Source organism: Nocardia sp. NPDC050175, assembly GCF_044459885.1.
Taxonomy (GTDB): Bacteria; Actinomycetota; Actinomycetes; order Mycobacteriales; family Mycobacteriaceae; genus Nocardia.
The window spans coordinates 50349-71160 of record NZ_JBITJI010000004.1; the positions used below are offsets into that span (position 1 = coordinate 50349).

General features: G+C 64.3%; 23 protein-coding genes. 6 read left to right on the plus strand and 17 right to left on the minus strand.

Annotated elements, in window-relative coordinates; all coding sequences use genetic code 11:
- Window positions 1-242: 242 nt before the first annotated feature.
- The 6 genes from ACIBK2_RS14635 to ACIBK2_RS14660 form a co-directional block, all read right to left on the minus strand.
- On the minus strand, window positions 243-506 hold the full coding sequence (locus ACIBK2_RS14635; protein ID WP_396967331.1) for a hypothetical protein: 264 nt from the start codon (window positions 504-506) through the stop codon (window positions 243-245).
- 34 nt (window positions 507-540) lie between these two features.
- Entirely contained in the window at window positions 541-1065 is a 525-nt protein-coding gene (locus ACIBK2_RS14640) for a hypothetical protein (RefSeq protein WP_396967333.1), read from the minus strand.
- A gap of 58 nt (window positions 1066-1123) precedes the next feature.
- The gene (locus ACIBK2_RS14645; RefSeq protein WP_396967335.1) at window positions 1124-6292 is read right to left on the minus strand and encodes a hypothetical protein; all 5169 of its coding nucleotides are present in this window, start codon (window positions 6290-6292) and stop codon (window positions 1124-1126) included.
- Between the two features lie 98 nt (window positions 6293-6390).
- A complete protein-coding gene (locus ACIBK2_RS14650; RefSeq protein ID WP_396967337.1) occupies window positions 6391-6690 on the minus strand; it encodes a hypothetical protein in 300 nt (99 codons plus the stop codon).
- Window positions 6691-7207: 517 nt separating this feature from the next.
- Window positions 7208-7657, minus strand: a complete 450-nt coding sequence (locus ACIBK2_RS14655) for a winged helix-turn-helix domain-containing protein (protein WP_396967339.1) — start codon at window positions 7655-7657, stop codon at window positions 7208-7210.
- Window positions 7658-7943: 286 nt separating this feature from the next.
- Window positions 7944-8504: an MFS transporter gene (locus ACIBK2_RS14660; RefSeq protein WP_396967341.1), complete on the minus strand. Its 561-nt coding sequence runs from the start codon at window positions 8502-8504 to the stop codon at window positions 7944-7946.
- Window positions 8505-8520: 16 nt separating this feature from the next.
- On the opposite strand from ACIBK2_RS14660, the gene ACIBK2_RS14665 reads away from it, so the two are divergent.
- Complete coding sequence (locus tag ACIBK2_RS14665) at window positions 8521-8676, plus strand: hypothetical protein (RefSeq protein WP_396967343.1); 156 nt, start codon at window positions 8521-8523, stop codon at window positions 8674-8676.
- Between the two features lie 4 nt (window positions 8677-8680).
- Here ACIBK2_RS14665 and ACIBK2_RS14670 read toward each other — a convergent pair whose 3' ends face one another.
- From ACIBK2_RS14670 to ACIBK2_RS14680, 3 genes are read right to left on the minus strand one after another with little or no spacing between them, the layout of a single operon-like run.
- Window positions 8681-9241 (minus strand): tetratricopeptide repeat protein, encoded by a 561-nt coding sequence (locus ACIBK2_RS14670; RefSeq protein WP_396967345.1) that lies wholly within the window; start codon window positions 9239-9241, stop codon window positions 8681-8683.
- Window positions 9242-9296: 55 nt separating this feature from the next.
- A complete protein-coding gene (locus ACIBK2_RS14675) occupies window positions 9297-9656 on the minus strand; it encodes a hypothetical protein (RefSeq protein WP_396967347.1) in 360 nt (119 codons plus the stop codon).
- Window positions 9653-10036 carry a hypothetical protein gene (locus ACIBK2_RS14680; RefSeq protein WP_396967349.1) on the minus strand — a complete coding sequence of 128 codons (384 nt, stop codon included), beginning with the start codon at window positions 10034-10036 and terminating at the stop codon, window positions 9653-9655. The genes ACIBK2_RS14675 and ACIBK2_RS14680 overlap by 4 nt, the downstream gene beginning before the upstream one ends.
- 263 nt (window positions 10037-10299) lie before the next feature.
- Here ACIBK2_RS14680 and ACIBK2_RS14685 point away from each other — a divergent pair, with 263 nt between their 5' ends.
- Window positions 10300-11274 carry a hypothetical protein gene (locus ACIBK2_RS14685; protein ID WP_396967351.1) on the plus strand — a complete coding sequence of 325 codons (975 nt, stop codon included), beginning with the start codon at window positions 10300-10302 and terminating at the stop codon, window positions 11272-11274.
- Here ACIBK2_RS14685 and ACIBK2_RS14690 read toward each other — a convergent pair.
- On the minus strand, window positions 11271-11966 hold the full coding sequence (locus ACIBK2_RS14690; protein ID WP_396967353.1) for a class I SAM-dependent methyltransferase: 696 nt from the start codon (window positions 11964-11966) through the stop codon (window positions 11271-11273). The two genes, ACIBK2_RS14685 and ACIBK2_RS14690, sit on opposite strands and share 4 nt — an antisense overlap.
- Before the next feature lie 164 nt (window positions 11967-12130).
- Complete coding sequence (locus tag ACIBK2_RS14695; protein ID WP_396967355.1) at window positions 12131-12685, minus strand: hypothetical protein; 555 nt, start codon at window positions 12683-12685, stop codon at window positions 12131-12133.
- Between the two features lie 835 nt (window positions 12686-13520).
- On the opposite strand from ACIBK2_RS14695, the gene ACIBK2_RS14700 reads away from it, so the two are divergent.
- Genes ACIBK2_RS14700 through ACIBK2_RS14710 form a run of 3 tightly spaced genes read left to right on the plus strand, consistent with a single transcriptional unit; the run spans window position 13521 to window position 15197 of the window.
- The gene (locus tag ACIBK2_RS14700) at window positions 13521-13850 is read left to right on the plus strand and encodes a hypothetical protein (protein WP_396967357.1); all 330 of its coding nucleotides are present in this window, start codon (window positions 13521-13523) and stop codon (window positions 13848-13850) included.
- Window positions 13831-14349, plus strand: a complete 519-nt coding sequence (locus ACIBK2_RS14705; protein WP_396967359.1) for a DUF6879 family protein — start codon at window positions 13831-13833, stop codon at window positions 14347-14349. The genes ACIBK2_RS14700 and ACIBK2_RS14705 overlap by 20 nt, the downstream gene beginning before the upstream one ends.
- 8 nt (window positions 14350-14357) lie before the next feature.
- On the plus strand, window positions 14358-15197 hold the full coding sequence (locus ACIBK2_RS14710; protein WP_396967361.1) for a helix-turn-helix domain-containing protein: 840 nt from the start codon (window positions 14358-14360) through the stop codon (window positions 15195-15197).
- Window positions 15198-15359: 162 nt separating this feature from the next.
- On the opposite strand, the gene ACIBK2_RS14715 is transcribed toward ACIBK2_RS14710, so the two are convergent.
- Genes ACIBK2_RS14715 through ACIBK2_RS14730 form a run of 4 tightly spaced genes read right to left on the minus strand, consistent with a single transcriptional unit; the run spans window position 15360 to window position 17512 of the window.
- On the minus strand, window positions 15360-15929 hold the full coding sequence (locus tag ACIBK2_RS14715) for a hypothetical protein (protein WP_396967365.1): 570 nt from the start codon (window positions 15927-15929) through the stop codon (window positions 15360-15362).
- A gap of 41 nt (window positions 15930-15970) precedes the next feature.
- Complete coding sequence (locus ACIBK2_RS14720; protein WP_396967367.1) at window positions 15971-16468, minus strand: hypothetical protein; 498 nt, start codon at window positions 16466-16468, stop codon at window positions 15971-15973.
- A gap of 1 nt (window position 16469) precedes the next feature.
- The gene (locus tag ACIBK2_RS14725; protein WP_396967369.1) at window positions 16470-17192 is read right to left on the minus strand and encodes a hypothetical protein; all 723 of its coding nucleotides are present in this window, start codon (window positions 17190-17192) and stop codon (window positions 16470-16472) included.
- A complete protein-coding gene (locus tag ACIBK2_RS14730; protein WP_396967371.1) occupies window positions 17189-17512 on the minus strand; it encodes a type VII secretion target in 324 nt (107 codons plus the stop codon). Before ACIBK2_RS14730 ends, ACIBK2_RS14725 begins: the two co-directional genes overlap by 4 nt.
- Window positions 17513-18403: 891 nt before the next feature.
- Here ACIBK2_RS14730 and ACIBK2_RS14735 point away from each other — a divergent pair.
- Window positions 18404-18685, plus strand: coding sequence for a hypothetical protein (locus ACIBK2_RS14735; protein ID WP_396967373.1), 282 nt, complete (start codon window positions 18404-18406; stop codon window positions 18683-18685).
- Window positions 18686-19535: 850 nt separating this feature from the next.
- Here the strand turns inward: ACIBK2_RS14735 and ACIBK2_RS14740 are convergent.
- On the minus strand, window positions 19536-20018 hold the full coding sequence (locus tag ACIBK2_RS14740) for an HIT family protein (protein ID WP_396967375.1): 483 nt from the start codon (window positions 20016-20018) through the stop codon (window positions 19536-19538).
- A complete protein-coding gene (locus ACIBK2_RS14745) occupies window positions 20015-20782 on the minus strand; it encodes a GntR family transcriptional regulator (protein WP_396967377.1) in 768 nt (255 codons plus the stop codon). Before ACIBK2_RS14745 ends, ACIBK2_RS14740 begins: the two co-directional genes overlap by 4 nt.
- Window positions 20783-20812 lie beyond the last annotated feature (30 nt).

Consider the following 20812-nt stretch of genomic DNA (forward strand, 5'->3'; position numbering starts at 1 on the left):
GGTGTCCAGGGAATTGCGGTGTCTAGCTGAAACGAGGTAACGCGTTCGTGTAATCACTCGCTCGACCTACTCTCCAGCGTCCTGAAACTGCACACCTCCATCGAAAAAGACGAGGCAGACGGGACTATCGAGCGATAGGCCGATCTTATCAGCCACCCGTCCCGTCACAATTTGCAGCATGGTAGCCACAACGCCCACCGTGAAAGTCACGGTGGGCGTCGCGGCCTCATCGGGCAGGGGTGTTACCACCCCAAGATCACTGCGTTCTGCACAGCCGGCAGGAATCCCAGTGTCGTCACCAGCGTCATTCCGACGCCGATACCGAGCTGCCGGTGCCGATTCCACCAGCCGATGGGCCCGGAGCGGGACCGGTCGTGACAGCGGGTGATGGTCTCGGCGTCGGTCGCGTTCTCTTCGTAGTAGCCGAAGGCGACCGGTGCGGAACTGATGTCGAGCAGGCCCCCGAGCGGGGCGGTGCTGCTTGGCGCGGACCTGGGATCGAACATGATCGAATCTCCTTTGCTAGTCGTCGGCAGCTGGTCAGAGCGTGGCGTCGAGCCAGGGGTCCATCAGGGAGTCGTAGACGTCCCTGGTGAATTCGCCGCGGCCGACCAGGTCCGCGAGGACCGCCGCGGTGACCGCTCGATTGATCGCATTCATCGCGCCGAGCGAACCGAGCGACTGCAGCAACCCGTTGAAACCCTCGGCGCTGCCACCAATGACCGGCGAAATCGCTTGTCCGGCAATCAGTCCCGCCAGTTGAACGGCCCTGGTGCGACCGAACTCCTGTGCCGTCTCGGCGGCGATCTGCGCGGTCTTCGTTTCCGTCGACGACTTGCGGAAGCTGGACAGCAGGCCGGCGAGACCGTCGGGGTTGGACAGCCCGGTCGTCCCGTTCTTATCCGCCTGGATGTTGAGCTGCTCGATTTCGTCCGTGGTGAGCTGAGCGGCTCGTTCGATGATCTGCACGACGTCACGCCACTGTGGGCCGTAGAGGTATTCGAGGTGCAGGCTCGGGTCGGTGGGATCGAAATCGGTGTCGGTGTCGTTCATCTCAGGGTTCATTGTTTGCTCCTCAGGTTCGTATTCCGTTGCTGGAGAGTGGGTTCGGTCGACTTCTGGTTCAGAGCGAAACTTCGACAAGGCGACGGCCCTCCTGATTCGAGATGCGTCCGTCCGCAACGTCGTTCCCGACCAACGGGATCTCGGCGTGGGCGGGGGCAACTTCAGCGCGCGCCCGCGGCGCGAGCGACTTCTGCAGCGAGGCGATGAGCTCCTCGAGGCTCGCGGTGTCCTGGATGTCGTCGAGGAACTGGGTTCCGGTCGGCGTCATCCCGCTGTCGGAGTGACCACGCGAGGTGTTCTGATCGCGCCAGGCGCGGATCGCGGAAATGATGTAGGACTTCACATCCGGGCTCGACAGAGCGGCCGCCGGGACCACCACGATGACCGCGACCAACACCGCGATCAGCAGCAGTGGCAGCACGACCACCAGCACACTCGGCACCAGCACACTGGCCAGCAGGGCGGCCAGCAGCAGCGGAACCGTACTGGCGGCCAGCGCCGTCAGGCCGAGCGCGATACCGATACCCACCGGCACCGCGACCGCGAGCAGCAGGCCGAGCAGTGCGACGGTCAGCAGCGCCGCCAGCGCTGCGGGAACTCCGGCCAGCAGCGGGAGGGTAGCCAGTGCCACCAGCCCACCGAGCAGGATCGGCAGCGCCAGCAAGGCAAGCGGAGCCAACGGAGCCAGCGGACCGAGCAGCAAGGCGCCCAGCACGATCGGCGCCAGGGCGACCAGCACCGGCAGCACCACGGGCAGCAGCGCCACCGCGATGGCACCGAGCACCAGCGCGGGCAGCGCCAGTGCGGCCAGCGGAGCCAGCGCACCGAGGACCAAGGCCCCCAGCACAACCGGAGCCAGGACGGCCAGCAGTGCGGGCACCGCCAGTGCCAGCGGAACCAGCGCCGCGAGCGGAGCCAGGATCGCAGGCACCGCAGCGAGCGCGAGCAGCGCCAGCGGAGCCAAAGCACCAAGCACCAACGCGCCGAGCACGATCGGTGCCAGCGCCGCCAGCAATGCGGGAACCGCCGCCAGGGCCAGCGCCCCGGACACGATCAGCGGCAGCAGCGCCAGCGCGGTGATCACGGCAACAGCCGCGAGCGCACCGAGCACGAGCAGCACCGGAGGAACCAGCGCGGCCAGCGGAGCCAGTGCCGCAAGAGCCAAGGCACCCAGCACAATCGGTGCCAGCGCGGCGAGCACCGCAGGAACCGCGGCCAGGGCAAGCGCCCCGAGAGCGACCAGCGGAAGCACCGCCAGCGCCGTGATCGCGGCCAGAGCCGCGAGAGCCGCCAGCGGAGCCAGGGCCGCAAGAGCCAAGGCACCCAACACGATCGGTGCCACAGCCGCGAGCACCGCAGCCAGGGCAAGCGGAGCCAGTGCACCGAGAGCCAAGGCGCCCAGCACAATCGGCGTCACCAGAGCGAGCACCGCCAGCAGCGCGGGCACTGCCGCCAGGGCCAGAGCCCCGGCCACGAGCAGCGGAAGCACCACCAGCGCCGTGATCGCGGCCAGTGTCGCGAGAGCGGCCAGCGGAGCCAGTGCGACAAGGGCCAACGTCCCCAGCACGATCGGTGCCAGAGCGGCGAGTACTGCGGCCGGAGCCAGTGCACCGAGCGCAAGCAGCGGAAGCAGCGCCAGCGCCGTGATCGTCGCCAGCGCAAGCGCGCCGAGGGCGATCAAAGCGGGCAGTGCCAACGCGACCAGCGGAGCCAGCGCCGCAAGGGCCAAGGCGCCCAACACAATCGGCACCGTCAGAGCCAGCGCGGCCAGCAGTGCGGGCACTGTGGCCAGAGCGATAGCTCCCGCCACGAGCAGCGGAAGCACCACCAGCGCCGTGATCGCGGCCAAAGTCGCGAGAGCGGCCAGCGGAGCCAGTGCGGCAAGAGCCAAAGCGCCCAACACAATCGGCACCGTCAGAGCCAGCACCGCCAGCAATGCGGGCACCGCAGCCAGGGCCAGAGCCCCCGCCACGAGCAGCGGAAGCACCACCAGCGCCGTGATCGCGGCCAAAGTCGCGAGAGCGGCCAGCGGAGCCAATGCGGCAAGAGCCAAGGCGCCCAGCACGATCGGTGCCAGGATGGCCAGTACCGCGCCCGCGGTCAGCAGCGCGCCGATGGTGGCGGCCGTAGCGAGAGCGATGGCTCCGAGAGCGATCAGTACCGGCAGTGCCAGTGTGGCCAGCGCAACCGCTCCGGCGATCAGCAGCGCACCGAGCACGATCGGTGCGGTCGCCAGGGCCAGGGCGGTCAGGATGGCTGCGCCGATTGCCAACGCGCCGAGCCCGATCAGGATGGGCAAGGTGAGTGCGGCGAGCGCGGTCAGCGCGAGGGCGCCGAGCACGATCGGTGCGAGGACGATCGCCGCGATGACCGTCGCCACAACCAGTGCGGTGATGGCCAGGGCGGGGATGGCGAGGGCGATCGCACCCAGGGTGAGCAGCACCGGCAGCAGCGCGGCCAGGGCCAGGGCCCCGAGCACGATCGGTGCGGTGAGCGCGGCGATCACCGCGCCGGTGACCAGTGCGGCCAGCGCGGCCAGCCCGGGCGCGCCGAACACCACGCCGACGACGAACGCGGCGAAGGCCAGCGCGGCCAGGGTGACCACCGTGCCCGCGGCGAGCGCGGCCAGGATGATCGCGGTGGCGACGCCCGCGCTGAGGGCGACGATGGCCGCGACCACCGCGATGGCGGCGATCGTGATCATGGCGGGCAAGCCCGTCCAGCCCGCGAAGACGAACACGATCAGGGCGGCGAGGGCCAGCGCACCGAGGGTGACTGCCGCGCCGAGGCCGATCGCGCCGACCGTGACCAGTGCGGCCAAGGTCGCCGTTGCGAGCACGGCCAGCGCGGCTAGGCCAAGTGCCGTCGTCGCGATCGCTCCCGCGATGGCGTAGGCGGTCAGCGCGATCACCGCGGCAAGTGCCAGCGCACCGAGGACGATCGCTTCGACGAGGCCGAGGGCCGCGAGGATGATGCCTGCGATCGGTCCGGTCCAGCCGAGGACCAGCACGACCACCAGTGCGGCGAAGCCGATCACCAGGGTCGCCACCAAAGCGGCGAGGCCGAGCGCGCCGAGAGTGATCGTTCCCGCCAGACCCAATGCGATCGAGGCGATCACGATCAGCGAGGCCACCGCCAGCGCCGTCAGTGCGGCAGCACCGGCGGTCAGCAGCGCGCCCAGTGTGACAGCACCGAGGGCGAGCAGTGCGGGCGCGACCACGAGGGCAAGGGCGGTCAGCAGGGCGATGCCGATTGCCAAGGCGCCGAGCACAATCGGCGCGGGCAACGTCAGTGCCAGGAGCGCGAGCGCACCGAGCACGATCGGTGCCGCCAGCGCGGCAAGTACCGCTACCGCGATCAGTCCGGCGATGACCACCGCGGGGATCACGGCAGCGAGCGTGAGCAGCACCGGCAGAGCGATCGCAGCCAGTGCGGCGAGACCGGCCAACACCGGTGCGCCGAGGACCACGGTGACGACGAACGCGGCGAAGGCCAGCGCGGCCAGGATGACGGCCTCACCGACCGCGAGGCTGGCGAGCACCACCACAGTCGAGAAGACGGCTGCGGCAATAACGATGGCCGCGACGACCGCGATGGCGGCGATCACGATCATGGCGGGCAAACCGGTCCAGCCCGCGAAGACGAACACGACCAGAGCGGCGAAGGCCAGCACACCGAGAGTGACTGCGGCACCGAGGCCGATCGCGCCGACCGTGATCAGCGCGGCCAAGATCACCGTGGCCAGCGTGGCGAATGCGGCAAAGCCGATCGCGGCCAGGCTGATCGCTTCCGCAACCGCGAACACCGCGAGCGCAACGGCAGTCGAGAAGGCCAGTGCACCGATGATGATCGCTTCGGCGAGACCGAGAGCCGCGAGGATGATCCCCGCGATCGGTCCGGTCCAGCCGAGCACAAGCACGACCACCAGGGCGGCGAAGCCGATCACCAGTGTCGAGACCACAGCGGCGAGACCGAGCACGCCGACGACGATCGTTCCGGCCAGGCCGAGGGCGACCGCGACCGTCACGACCACCGCAGCGACTGCGACCGCCACAACGGCGACGAGTGCGGCCACCGCGACCGCGCCGAGCACGACGCCACCGATCAACAGCGCGCCACCGATCAACAGCGCGCCGATGATCAAAGGCGCGGCGATCAGTGCGACCACCGCGAGGGCGCCGATGGCCACGGCACCGACGACGATGCCCACGACTACCAACGCGGCGAGCACAGGCAGTTCCATGAACGGCAGCGCCGCGTTGTGGCGGGTGTCGATCAACCCGCTCTCCTGCACCATGCTGCGGATCTCGGTCAGTATCGGAGCCCACGCCTCGCTGAGCGTGCTGGCCGGGTCGGCGAGGAACTGGCGAATCCCTTCGGCCAAGCCCTGCAACGGATCTCCGTCACCGACGGTCTGCCCGAGCATCGGGGTGAGGATGTCGCGCAGTGCCTGAGTCGGGTCCGGCCCGTCCTTCGGGAAGTCGAAGAGGGTGCGGGCCTGGTCGATCAGGTTCTCGAGGGGGGCGCCCACCGGATCGCGGCGGGTGCCTGCCTGCTCGATCGCCTGGTTGACGAAGGCGAGCAGGTCCTCGACGGGCTGACGCAGCGGCCCACTCGGGAAGGTCTTGTCGGCCCATCCGGCCAGCTGCTCCAGGTCGACACCGGTGCTGACGACCTGTTCTGCGACGGCGGCGAGCTCGGTGACCTGCGACGGCACGAAGCCGAGCGGGGCTGCCGTGGTGGTGGTGCCGGGTACCGTGCCGACCGCTCCGGGGTGCACCGCGGTCGGCGGGGCCGGAGAGGTGACGTTGCGGATCATGTCGCCGGCGTTCTCGGCCGGGGTGCCCGCGGTGAGGTCGTCCAGCACGTTCAGTGCCTGGTCGACCATGTTCTGCCCCTCCGGGCCGAGGTTCGAGGTGATGTTGCCGAGCTCCGGCACGGCCGCGCTGATATCCGGCACCGATGCGCCGAATTCTGTGACCGCTCCGCTGACCGTGTCACCGAGACCGGGTACCGCCGAGTTCAAGCCGGGGATGAGCTCGCCCGGGTTGGTCGGCAGGGCCGGAAACGCGGGTGCTTGGGCCGACGCCTCGGGGGTCGACACCATGACGGTGGCCAGCGATGCGAACGCGGCCGCCGCGTAGAGGCCACGGCGATTGCGCTTTGTTTCCTTGCGGTGCTTCGCGGCGCGCTTGGTGGTGCGGTGACGTTCGTTGGCTGCAGACATGGGATGAACCTTTCGATCGGTCGCTGAGGCAGCGAATACAGCCGGATCTCGACTGGGTGGACTGAGCTCGCACGGAGCTCGTGGGAGGAGCTCGCGGGTCAGACCGGTCCGCTTTCGCCGGTCGCGCACACTGCCCGTGACCACCCGCCGTTCTCGCCTACGGTGGTCCCGATTCGGGTGTGCAGGATGCCGCCGATATCGCGGCACCGGATGTACGCGTGCTGGCCGACGCCGGCTCCCGGTTCACAGGTGATGGTGAGTTGGTTGGGCACCGCGTAGTCGGAGGTGCACCCGGCGGGCGGCGGGTCCGCGATGGCCGGACTTGCGACCAGTCCCGAACCGACAACGACTGAAATCCATACGGCAGCTAATGCTGCGCAGCTGATGTATTTGCTCATGCACTCAGGTTTGGCAAGCGGCGCAAGGGGGTCAATCAACAAACCCGGCAAATCCGCCATCCTCGCAGGTAGAGGCGTCGCCCATAGTAATCCGCGGCGGATAATTCTTACGAGATACTTACGCTCTACCCTATTGACTTTTAGGCTCAATGCGCTGAATCGCCCACATTGAATCTTCGGCAGCGATCTTTCAGCTATCATTTTTTCGGACTCATTCGGATCACTTCCGAGCCCAACCAAGCGACCGCTACGAGTCCGGGATACGACCGCCGATCACCCACCGGCGCATCGAGTGGAGTCACGACATATCGGACACCGCGACCCGCAGTCGCGCGACCGGTTCGACCGCCTGCTCGCGCGTCCGCGGCAGCACCCGCGCTCCGCCATCAGTGAGTGGAACTGTTGCTCGCGATACGGGACGCCCGGCGGCAGGGTCGCGACTGCACTCGGCGCGCGTAGTCGTCGACGTCGAAGGGGACCCGCGCCATCTCGGACCTCGCGGCCTGTCGTCAGAGAACTAGCCGATGTGTCCGTTGGTCAGGCCGAGTCGTTCGCCGATGTCGGCGATGCTCATGCCGTGGTCGTGGGCGTCTTCGATCGCGGTCTGGCGGATGCCGGAGAGTTCGGCGATACGGAGTTGGTAGTGGGTGATGAGGTTGCCTGCGAGTTGGGCGCGTCGGATGGGGTGCGCGACGGAGCGGATCTCGTCGACGTCGTCGTCCAACTGGACGGGGTCGGGCTGACGGGCCGGCGACTGACCGACGACGAAGGTGCCGCGCCGCGGGACGGTCCGCACAAGTTGCTGATTGGCCAGCAATTGGATTGCCTGCCGGATCACCGAACGCGATACGCCGTGCCGCTCGGCCAGCTCGGCATGGCTGGGTAGCTGAGCATCGCCGGAGAGCGTCCCGTTGCGAATCCGTCGTGCGTAGTCGTCCGCGATGGTGAGGTAAGCCGCTTCGGCCATCGCGTCGATCCCTTCGTCTGCAGTAACTGCGTTCGAGGGTACGGCGACGAATGCGATCACGTCGGGGTCACCAATGGGAGCTGTTGCGTTTCAACGGTTCCTAGAGGTCTAGGTACCTACGCAAGCGTGGATCGTCGCGAATATCACCAATGCGAACCGTCCGACCGCCCGCCTCAGCGCGGTGGGACGACCACGCAGCGCCATGGCAGCCGGGGCAAGCGCCGCTCGATCGAGTGCGGCCCCCGACCGAAAGAGTCAGGGGCCGCACGCTGCCAACAGGATCGGCTCAGCCAGCGGCGACCAGTGCCTCGTCCGGCACCGGATCGGCGGCCTTCCGGCGAGTGCTGAGCGTGCGGAGCAGCGACGCCGCGGTCAGCGCCACACCGAACCAGAACACACTTCGGACACCCAGGTGATCCGCGAACAGTCCACCGAAGAGTGCGCCGAGGGCGATAGATGTGTTGTAGCCCAAGGTATTCAGCGACATGGCGGCTTCGAAGGTGTCCGGCGCGGCGGCGAGCGTCATGTTGATCTGGCACAGGTTCATCGCGCCGAAGGACACTCCCCAGAGGGCCAGCGAGATGATCAGCCCGACCGGTCCGTGACCGATGGTGAGCAGCAACAGCAAGGAAGCCACGAGTCCCGCACAGGCGACGATGAAGCTGGCTCGCAGATTTTTGGTGACCGTATATCCGGCGATGAAGTTTCCGGCCGCACCGCCTGCACCATAAATGATCAACAATCCGGTGATGTAGGCGGGCGTGATGGACGAATTATCTTCCAGGAACGGGCGAATGAAGGTGTACGCCCCGAAATAGCCGAGCACATACAATATTACGGTAACCATCACCAAACGCAGCTGAATGTTTTTGAGCGGCCGCGACGTCATCGACAAGGCGTTCGAACACCACTTGCGCAACGAGACGCGGCTACTCTCCGGCCTGACCACCGACGAGCAACAAACCCTGATCCCCCTGCTGCGCAAACTGATCCAGACGCTGCCACCGAAGGGACAGTGAGCCGCTAGCTACATTCGGCCCGTCCACGCCAGTAGTCGGCCTCGTCGCGCTGACCGCGGTCGGCAAGCAGCCCGCTCAGGCAGTCCATCGCGCGCGGGTGGTTGCCGCAGGCCGCCCAGCGGAACCAGGATTCGGCCTCGTCTGTCTCGCCGCGCTCGGCGTGCATGGTGGCCACGGTGGTCATTGCCTCGAGGTGGCCGGCGTAGGCGAGCTGGCGATACCAGAATTCGGCGTCGCGTTCCTCGAATCGCCCGGCCCGCATGATATTCAGATTGATCATCGCGTCCGGGTGGCCGGTGGCGGCGGCTTGACGGAACCAGTATTCGGCGCTCCGCGTGGCGCCACGCTCGGCGAGGAAGAGGGCGAGGATGTTCATCGCCCAGGAGTCGTCGGCGTTCGCGGCCCGGCGGAACCAGTTCTCCGCCTCCGGTATCTCACCGCGCTCAGCATGCAGGATGCCGAGGGTGCACATGGCGCGGGGTTGCTCGGCGGCGACCCGGCGACACCAATATTCGGGCTCCGGAGTTTCGCGACGCAATGCGAGCAGGATGCCCAGGTCCGTCATCGTCGTCTCCCGCGCAGTGCGCCCGCCGCTCGACTAACGTTCGGCCGCAAATCAATCAAGGCTTCTGTTGCAGCAGATCGAATTTGTTCAGTTCGCGCTCCATTGCCCGTGCGGCGGACCGACATCCATTGGCGCGCAGTGCCGCGATCCGCGCCACCACCGCATCGGGACCATAGGCGGCAATGATGTCGAGCAGACTGATCCGATCGCCTAGCCGCACATTCATGGTTGCCGGAAATGCACTGATAGTCATGTTCTCCCCCAAAACGGAAATAACAGCCGAATCGTTGCGGTGCCTGGTGCCGAACACCTGCCGGTTGTCGACCAGGCCGCCCTGATCCTTGGCTCGATCCCCTCTGTCGAGCCAAGGATCAGGCGTAGCCCGTACATCCCGGCACTCTCTGGTGAACCTCATTCATCGATATCCGAAGTACTTGTCGTACTTGTCCAATCGGCCAGGCAAGCTGTGGATCTACCTGCCCAGTTGTGGGTTTCGAGGGCGAGCGCCGCAGCCAGCACCTGGGCGAGGCCAAGGGCACCGGCAGGGTCGAGTTCGCCGTCGCTGCCGATTCCGGTATCGACGACATAGCTCATCGGTTCGCGCTCGATACCGGCACGGCCGAGGCACTCGGTAACAAGCACCATGAAGCTGCCGTGATCGGTGCCGGGAATGGGGAAGGTGTGTCGGTGAACCCTCATCAGTTCACCGAATGCCGCGCCGTCTTCCCAGCCATGGCCGTCCGGACGCTCGCACCAGTACGGGCAACGTTCCAGCGATGTCATCGCCCCGCGCACAGTTGTCTCCCCAGACAATGCCGCGTGTCGTAGATGATGCTGCACTCCCATTGCTAATGAGGCCCCTCCCATCAGACGCGACCGAAAGCTATCCCCAACGTAAGAGGATGTCTGCTTCCGGGCGTGGGAGTCACTCACCAGCCGGTGCGCCCAATACTCTAACATCACCGGCCATCGGCGGCGACTGTCATAAGCTGACGTTTCGTGCCGGACTCCGCAGTAGCTGTTCTTAGTTCGGCTCGAAATGACTACGCTGCCTCGGTATGCAGCTGCCTAGACGTTGGTTCAGCGTCGACGTCATCGCCACCCTCCTGCACGAGCAGATCGTCATCCATTCCTCGGACGGACATCGGGTGGCCCGGCCGTTACGCCGCGTCGCATCGCAGCTGGGGTTCGACCGTCAGGGTGAAGCGCTGTTCACCGGTGTCATCAAGGACATCATGGCCGGTCCGCAGGTGGACCATGTGCGAGCAGACGGCGGCATCGAATGCCATACGCACTGGATCGAGGCTCCCGACGGCCAGGCAGTCGGGCTGGTCGTCTGGATAGCGGCCCCGCCCACGACGCCTCGTCCGGTCTACAACTCGTGGATTCTCGATTTGCAGAAGGTGGCCACGCGTAGCGCCGGTGACAACCTCAGCATCATCGGCGACGGCCGTAAGGTCGGGGAGGAACGGGCGATCCGGCACCTGCTGCGGCACATGATCCCCGACGACGCGGGCGAGTTCTTGGCGTTGTACTACGGCGCCCAGAACGGCAAAGAGGGCAGGCTCACCGAGGCTTCCTGGTCGGTACGTCGCCCCGACGATCCCGGGCAGTGGGTGCATTTCTGGTCCTCCACAACGGCTTTGGGCGCGTCCGGCGATCGTGATCGCACCGTGTACGGACTCACCGCGCAACTGCGTCATCGTGAGATGGACACCCGCATGAGCACCCTTGTCCGCTACACCAACTCGACGCTGCTGATGGTGGACGCCCGCTCCGGGTTCATCGTGAGCACCACGGGCGAACTGGCCCCGGCTTTCGACAGCGACGAACAGTTGCTCCGGCGGGTGCTCGAGCAGATCGACATGAAACGGATCGCCCCGGCGGCGTCGCACGAAACCGTTGTGGAGCAGACGATTTCGATCGAGGGGTCCCGGTTCAATGTCGCCACGTTCGCGGTGCCGAGCGCTCGGTCAGCCGCTGAGGTTCCGTTGGCGATTCTGCTCGTGCCCGCGACCAGCAAGGCCGGCTAGCCGTCGGTGGTGCCCGGCTGGTCCGTGCGGCGCGGCCGGCGGGCGGTCCACAGCGCGAACGAGCCGATGGTGTTCACCTCGACCGCGGCGAACGCCCGCTCCAACGCGTCGACCAGGCCGGTGAGATCGTCATCTTGGTTATGGAACCCGTTGCGGCGTTGGAAGTTTCTGGAGGTGGCACGACTGAGCGCCGTGCTCGGGACACCGTGCGACAAGGCGGTTACGCCGAAGAAAACCCCATCATCGGTGGTCGCATCGGCGATGTGCCGGAAAGCGATGCCTTTGCTGTCCCAGTTGCCCGGCACACAGTGCATGAGCAAACTCGCTGCGACGGAGTCGTATTGGCGATCGACTGGCAACGGATGCAGCACACTGCCGACATGGCTGGCGGGTTCGATGCCGCGCTTGCGAAGCCGATGGGCGGTCATCTCCATCGGATGCTGATTCAGGTCGACCAGGGTGACCTTCGGATCTGCGACGGGGTACTTGGCATGGCTCAACTGCCAACCGGTTCCGGGGCCGATGTCGAGGTGATCGCCGGAGATGTTGCCGTCGTACAGCCGCCTTAGATGCTTTGTGGGACAACGCCACACGAACCGGTTGTTGAAACCCAGCACGTAAAGATCGTAGACGCGAAGCATCGTCGGCGAGTACGGGCGCGCGCCATCCAACTCCGCCTGACTGATTTCCATAACCGGACTCCCGTTCGAACCGAAAGGCACCCGAGCAGCTACCCCCGACAGCACTCTTGCTCCAGGCTCGGGAGTCGCTCACCGACCGCAGCGCCGTAATCATAACGGGATTTGCCAAGTGTGGCAACGGATCTGCAAACGATCCGGTGCCGAGCAAGCCTCGATCAGCAGGTCCGCCAATACGCCCATTCCGGACACCTGGCGATCGTGTCGACCCGACCGTCGATCAGCCCGGCCAGCTCCTGCGCATGCTCGGGTTCGATGAACCCGATCGCACTGACCCCGACCACATCGACTGCCCACGTGCCCGCCGCGGGCGCCCGCCCGTCCCGCAACCAACCCGGATTCCACAACCCGAGGTGCACACAGGCGGCCGGCCGCAGCCCAGCGGCCTCCAGCCGCTCCCAGATAACGCGCAGCTGCCCCGTCGTCGGCGAAGGATGCAACAGACTAGCCACGGCCACCTCCTCGATGGCCTCGTGCCAACGAATCGGTGCATGCACCTCACAAAGCGCCTCCCCCACCGGTGGCACATCGATCCCGTACGCCTCGGGCACCCACCGACGAGGCAGCTGCGACCACGGCTCGATCACCCGCCACAACGACTCCGGCATCTCCGCCCGCACCCGACGAATAAACGTCCCCAGATGATCTGGGGACGCGGTCGGGCGATTCTCTACCGACATATCCCACCCACTGCCGGAGGCATAGACAGTCACCCGGCAAGGGTATATTTCAGCACCCGAAATTCGGCTGTACAACGCCGAACCTTGATCAGCTGCTGTGGCGTTCCAATGTGGCGTGCAGATTTTCTGGCGCAATCCCACACCGATCCGACCCGCACACGACCTCAATGATGTAGGTCCGATCTACATAAATCCCATCTACGTAGATTCAGCCCACATAGGAGCGGCAGTGGCATCAGGGTTTGTCGGCCGCAGTGTCGAGCTGGGTCTTCCGCAGACCCGCTCGCAGCCCTCGTACGCGACGCACTCGAACTGAGCGCGCCCGTGGGAGCGCCGCCTCGGCAGGGCGGCACCACGGTCGGCGGCTGGCAGAACCACTAGCCGCTAGGCGGGGTGCGGAGCGGTAGCGGACCAGCATGAATCCAAGTACGAATGCCCCGACTACGGCGATACTGAAGACGGTCACGTCCATAGCGATTCACAGGGCAAGTGCGGCATATCGTCGCGGACTTCATCGTCTATCAGGACGGGAACGCCGAGCCATTCCCCCACGTCCTTCGCGTACAGAATCGCTGCTTGCCTCGCTGCGCAGTAGTCGAGCACATGAGGCCCGAATCGAATGCGTACGTGGCACTGATCGTCTTGCACGCCAGAACCTTTCGTCGAACGATTGGTTCCGGGTCGAGTGAACGACAAGGACAGCCCACCCGACCCGTTGCAATCGAACCTAAGAAACTGAGTGCCGAAATCTGAACAGGTTTGCTACAGTTTGCGAGCAGAGGCGGTTTTCATTGACTGATTGCTCCTGGTCACTGACGATTAACGTGCGTAAGAAAATACGCGCAACTCCTCACGAAGGACAGAACCCATGAAGTTATGGTTCCTCGGAAACAACACAAACAAGAACGGTTGCCCGTCCCTGTTCCTGACTGATCGGGGCACGTACATCGTTCAAGGCTGGCGGGTTCGGGGACGCAGCGACGTACTGGAGATCCCACACCCGCTGCTCGCGTACCTCGAACCGGGGACGTGCCTGGGTGTGTTGCTTCAGGACACAGGTCACGGAACGTTCTTGCTGTCCGGCGACGTAGTGACCGACCCGGAAGCGTTGTCGCAGATGGATATACCGGACCACGAAACCTGCTTCGAGGTTCCCGTTGGACAGGAGATCAGGGGCGATGCAGCTCTTACAAGGTGAGGCGTTCGACGAGTTCTTCCACACGTTCGAGCGCACCGCATACCACCTCGAAGTACTCGACACCTATGAGACACCGGAAGAGTCCGAACCGTTCCAGCAGTTTTTGACCGGCGAGCCCGACGATTACGAGTGGTTCAAGGACTGGGCCGACGAGGTGCACGCGATCACTTCCAGCGGCAAGCAGATGCGACGTGCCCGCGTTATCACCGAGCCACACACTGACTACAGCAGGTGGGGCCTTGTCGTCGCCGAACAGAACATCGCTGCGGGCGAAGAAATCCGCTATCTGGCTCGACACCTGATCGACTCATCCGAGCTGACGACGGATGACTTCTGGCTGTTCGATGACAACCTCGTGGCGTTCACCGTCTTCGAGCCGTCAGGCCAGTTCGTGGGCGGTGCGTTCACGCAAGACCCGGTGATCGTTGATCACCTCCGGGCGGTGTGGAATCGAGTGTGGGACAAGGCAGTACCCCACGCTGATTACATCAAGGCGTGACTACTACTGTGACAGAGGCGCGTGAGGCGTTCGGTGAGCGCCTGCGCAACCTCCGTAGGGATGCCGGGCTGACCGGTAGGCAACTCGCTGAGCTTGCCGGTTGGCACAGTTCCAAGGTTTCGAAAATCGAGTACGGCAAACAGACGCCGACCGATGACGACGTGCGCCTCTGGTGTATCCACACCCGCAGCGCCGATCAAGTACCCGACCTCATCGCCAACCTGCGCAATGTCGAGACTTCGTATCTCGAGCAGAAGCGAATGCGCTTGCCGCACAGGCAGAAACAATCCATTGTCACGGAGGCGCAAACCAGCCTCATGCGGTGGTACGAGCCCGTCGTGGTCCCCGGACTATTGCAGACACCGCCCTACGCTGAAGCGCTGCTCGCTATGGTCCTCGACTTCTACGACGACCCACCCACCGACCTCGAACCCGGGCTAGCCGCGCGCCTCGAACGTCAGCAAGTCCTGTACCGGGGCAATCACCGCTTCTTCTTCCTCATCGGCGAACAGGTCCTGCACTCCCGCGTAGGCACCGCGGCCACGATGCTGGAACAGATGGATCGCTTGCTCACAGCGATGTCACTGCCGCGTGTGGTGCTGGGCATCGTGCCGACGAGCAGCGACTACCGCACCCCTGTGATGAACAACTTCATCATGTTCGACACTCGTATGGTGCAGGTCGAGACGACCTCGGCTGAGCTGACGATCACCCAGCCTAGTGAGATTGCATTGTACGACAAGGCATTTCACCGACTCAAGGATCAAGCCATTCATGGGCAGGGTGCACGCGCCATGATCACCGCAGCCATGGACAGCTTGCGGTCTGATCATGACCCACACACATAGCTTCCGGGTGTTCATCTGTTCACGGCAACGTCCCCGACCGGCCGCGAGTACGCGATAACAGTCACATCGAACGCTGATGGCATTTTCCGACTCGGTGTCTGGAGACGAGTTCGGCTCCGACGCAATCCGCGTGCCATGGACGTGGCGTGACACCTGTGCGCTTTAGCGGACGTTGCTCTGGGCCGCAACAGCCGCAGCGAAGTTCGGGTGCGCGCGGATCAACACCATCGTGCTGTCCACGATCGGCCGAATACGTACGTACCGGGTCGCTCGACCAAATGCACTGACGGCCACGACAAGACCCCCTGGAAGCCAACCGGGAAAGAATAGTAGAACCGCCAGCATCGATATTTCGTCGACAGCTCCCGCCTGGGCGGCCATCCACAACACGACTATGGCAACTATGCCGGACAATGCAAAAACGTAGCCGATCAGGCGAAGCACTCGGGACTGCCAGACACAGTATTTGCATACCGGCCAATCACCGTGGAGTTCGGTGTTGCCATCCGGCGTGCGCCGATAATGCAGGAGGCCCCAGAAAAAGTTTGTCGCCCAGGTACTTTGCACTCGACCGTGTGTTCCCTCGTGGAAACGAACCACTCCTGGCCGTCGCTCGACCGCAGGCTGCCCGTGTCGACCGCATACATCGGGCAGCGGTCGACTCAGTTCCAGCGTCAGGTAGCCCGGCACGGCACTTCGACCGGCCCTCGCCTGAAACTCCAGCGCGGTCATCGAGCCGGTGCTGGTTCGAACCGCTACGGGTACGTCTTGCTTCACACCATCCATCCACGCTGTCGGCGTTCCCGGAAATACAGATCGTCCTCGTCCGGGTCGTCGGGCGCAACGACCCGGTCGCGGTCGGGCTTACGCGTGCCTGCAACGACATGTCCCGACCCAGGACTCGGCTCCTGCTGAAATTTCGGTTGATCATCGATCGACGTCGAAGGTGGCGCGGGCGCCGCTGCCGCGGCCTGTTCGCGATATCGTTCCAGTTCCGCCCGGCCCTGCTCGGCCAGGCGAGCCCGATCCTCGTCCGACATGGCAGCGAAACGTTGCAATGCAGTAGGCATTACGCGGTCGAGTGTTCGACTGAACGCCTCGGTACGCGCGAAGTCACGTACGCCGAGCTTCCCGGCGAGGACGCCGCGAATCTGTTCCTTCACGGCCGGATCGGAGGTGTTTGCGGCGAGGGTACGCAGCGCGTCGGATAGCCGGCGCGACACGGCGACATCGCCGCGGGCAACGTCGAAAATCGGTTCGGGTGTGTTCATCTCATGCTCCGGGGTGGTCGTAACCGGTGCCGGGCAACTGCGGGATCTCCTTCGAACGCACTGTCGCCACACCGTCGAGGATCGCGGCGACAGCGGTCTCACCGGCCGTAGCAAAGGTCGCGTACTTGGTCAGCGCCTGGTTCCACAGACCGACCATCTTCACCATGTCGTAGACGACCGCTGCTTCCAATCCGGCCGACGCGATGGCACCGACCCCGGTGGTCGCGGCTGCTGCGGCAGCCGCCTCCTCGATAAGCGCGATGACCGCGGTGTCGATGATCGACTGGATCAGAAACGAAATCCCTTGCGCCGCATAGTATGCGGATAGGGCGAAGGTATCAATGTCCTGCGCGATGTTCTTCAGCGGGGCGATCTGATTGTTGATCGCATCTCGGAAATCATCGAAATACGATCGGGCTGAATCGGCGGCATTTCCATGCCACGAATCCACTTCCTTGACTGCGGAATGGACTGTACGAGCATAACTGTCGTTGTATTTTGAGAGGTTCCTTATTGCCGCGCCAGCTTTTTGGATCTGCGCCCAGTCCCCCGCGAACTCGGTTGTCGCCCAGGCCAGCGGGTCTTTGCCGATAACCTGAACGATGAACTGATCGACCCAATACGTCAGCGAATACACGTTATTGTTGAGAAATAGCTCGACCGGATCAGACACTGGATCCTGGACTTCCGGCTCCGTCAGCTGATCCACGGGCGCGTCGCTCATCGCCGACCGCCGGGATACGTCCGGTCCACCGCGGCCGCGGTGGCGTGATCGGTGGTGCGATACATCTGCGCGGCTTTCGCCACCTCGTCACCCGACTGGGTCGTGAGCCGCCCCAACTTCTCATAGTTCGACGCCAAGTCCGCACGCAGCTGCTGGATCGTGTCGGCAACCCGGCCGAAAATCACCCCGGCTTGATCTCGCGACAGATCGACATGCTCCTTCAGGTATGCCTCCGACTGCGCGTTGTCGGTTCCGAGTTGCCGCAACTTCGTGGACAAGCCATCGAGCGTGGCTGGTTCCACAGTAAGGTCGTCTGCCATCAGAGTCCTGTCGTCGCTAGTCCGTCAAAGCTTTGACGCACCACGCCCGGCTTCGGTTCCGTCGGCATTCGACGTGACTCCCCCTTCGGCCACCCCGATACGAGTTCGGCCCCTGACCGGAGTGGGTAACTCCTGGTCAGGGGCCGTACAGGCTCCCCCATCTGGACTCGAACCAGAAACCTGCCGGTTCTCTCGGCGGTCTATGGCTGTCCGCTGCCGTTCTTACAATCCCGCGACTACCAGTGCGTTTCTCGAAAGACGCTACGCGGCTGTATGCCGTTGTTTGCCGGGATCGCGGGGCGTTTGTAGCGGGAAAGTAGTGGTGGGGTCACGCGGACCTCGCTTCCCTAGGGCCTCATACCGGAGGGACCGCGTCCGCCTGAAAAGCGGAAGGTCACCGGTTCGATCCCGGCCCTGGCCACAAAATCCCCCCGACATATCACCAGGTCGGGGGGATTCTTCATGTCCATACCCAGCAGGGGCATCGTGCAGTCCTTGACCCTGGTTGACCGCCGAATACCGTGGCTTAGGGCACGCGGGGGGCACGGCTTGTCCTGTGACTTCACCTCCCCCTGCTTCCTCGTACTGGCCATCCCTGAGCGGAGGGAGGTCGTGTCAAGGGCGCTCTTTCCCTTGACACGACCGAGTGAGGTCAGACAATTGGGCCATGAGGAGGCAGGGATCTACGCAATCCCTGACCGATCACCTCACCGCGGGGTGCCGACGGTCCGGTGTGTCCCATCCAAGGTTGCCGGTGGTTCCGAATAGGTCGCCATAGGGTGGAGCGGATCGGCTGTTCCGCCTCGAGGGTTGGGAGCTGTTGTGGGTTGTGCTCGTGCACGTCTGACTGCTGTCGTTGCGGTGTTCGGTGTGGCAGTCGGAGGATGGGTGGTGGCCGCTCCGGTAGCCAGCGCGGCGTCTCCGACGTATTCGTGCAAGAAGGTCAATGCGCGTGACACCGGCCGGGTTCGCGTGTTCGACCTTGTTGCTGAGGACTGTAAGGCGTCGGGTGGTGCGCCCACGGAGAAGACCAGCAGCGTGGAGAATGGGAGGATCCGCCGCGTCAACGGCGGCAGAAAGTATAAGTGTGAGTTGGTGAGGGTCAACTATCAGAACGCGAACGTCATCGAGGGATACGACTGCGAGGCGTATGTAGAGAAGAGCCCCAACTGAACGGCAGCGCCTCTGGCCATTGCGGTCGGAGGCGCTGGGTGTTTGAGGGGTCCCCATATCGTTCGGCGGGTTCGTCGCTTCGGGCATTTGGTGGTGACCACAGCCAGTCACCCCGTGCGGCGCCGGGCGATTCGTGCTCGGCTGCGGAGGTAGGTCGGGGACGGCTCACGTCGTGCCCACACTTACTCGGATATGCCCAAAGCGACCAAGAGTGTCATGGAGTGGCAGTTGTGAACGCAAGCGCGGTTACCGACGTGCCGACGCGCCCGCCTGCCGCAGCTTGCGGAGGCCGGCGGTCGCGCGGCGCGGCGCGGCGGTAGCCGCGCTGGCGGCGCGCAGCGCCGCTCTTGATCCTCAATGGCGGAATTCGGCAACAACCGACGCGATCCGCTGACGCGATCCGCGACGCGATCCGCGTTCGGTAGTGAGCGAACCTAAGTCGGGAATGTCCGCCACGGGAGTGTCCGCCACGGACATCTAGCGAGATTGCGGAACTCGCTGCGTTTCAACGGTTCCGGTGCTTAGGGTGGTGAAACCTCCCCTCAAGGGACGGTGCGGCAGCTGGTCCAGGCCGCATCGTGCCGAGGAAGGAGGTGGTGGGTTTGGCGAAACATCGCCGGAAAAAGCAAGAGGCTCCGGTCGACTACGGCATCATCTTTGCGGGAGTTGCCGTAATCGCCGGAGCACTCGTCTTGGTCCGCTGGCTGCGAGCTAGGTAACCCACCAGGTGAGGCGTCGGCTGGAACCGGCGTCTCACCACCCAGCATCACTTGCGTGACCACTCGATGATAGTTGATTCGTAACGGCCTGAGTAGACAAATCGGCCTGGCGGTCGTCGCTGCGGAGGGGGCTAGGCAGTGTCGCCCAGTGCCTTCCGCAATGCACGAGCTTGTTCCCAGAGCTCATCGTCAGGGACTTTTGCCTCGGAGCCATCTTGTGGCAATAGAGGGAAGGGGCGACCGGGGGCGGGGTCTTTAATGTATCTCGGAACTAGATGCGTATGAAGATGCGGAACGGAGTTCCCGAGCGTTTCATAATTCATTTTGAGTGGCTGGTAGTAATTCATGAGCGCTTTGGCCACATGCATTACAGATCGCCAGTAGTCCGACGATTCAGCGTCGGTCAACTCGTAGGGCTCCGTGATGTGTCGTCCGCGCCAGATAATCAACGTGTAGCCTCGCTGGATACCTGCCCGCTGGAGAACGGCGTCAACGTTATTTGTGGAAAATATGCGTACACCATATTTATCGGAGTCGGGACGGCTTGAGTTGCACATTTCGCAACCGATCCCCTGCGTGAGATTGGCCCAATCGACCGGCCAGCTAATGCTCATCGCTTGATGTCCCCTTCGGACCACTCGTATGAAAATTCATGCCGATCGCCAGCATAGATATCACTTGCGACCTGCAATGTTCGACCTTCCTCGTCGTAGTCGACATCCCACATGCGAACGATGGGGACACCGATCGGAAGACGAAGTAGCTCAGCTTCTTCGGGCGTCGGCATTCGCGCCTGGAAGACCTCGACGCCGCGCACGAACCGGTGCCCAAGGGACTCGATGAGTTCGTCGGGTCCCTCGGGAAGCGCCTCCGGCGATTCGAGTCGAGTGCCAGCAGCAACCCACAAAGGGTAATAGCTCGTGGAGATCACGGCAGGCTCGCCGTCTAAAAGTTGAAGGCGGCGACGGACTACAACCTCTTCGCCCGATGCAATCTGTAGCCAGGGTGCCGCATCGACTGGAGTCGGCGTTCGCCCAATCTCAAGCATCCGCCGTGACGGCACCTGGCCTTGGTCAATGGCCATGGTATCGAAGATCGGTTTTCCCGATGAACGATGCTCGGCATGACGACGTGCAGCTGACACGCGCCGAATGGGCGGACGTTTGCGGACAAATGTCCCGCGCCCGAATTGTGAATCGAGCAGACCCTCGGACCGTAGCAACGCGATTGCCTTGTTGGCCGTGCTTTTCGAGGTGTTGTACTGCTCGATCAACTCCCGCTCAGAAGGTAGCAGCGTCCCTGGTGCCCGCTCTCCGGACAGGATTGATTGACGCAGGTCCGCTGCGATCTTCTTGCTGAGCGGTTGACCATCTGCCACCGGACGCACCTCCTGGCACCAGCGTAGCAA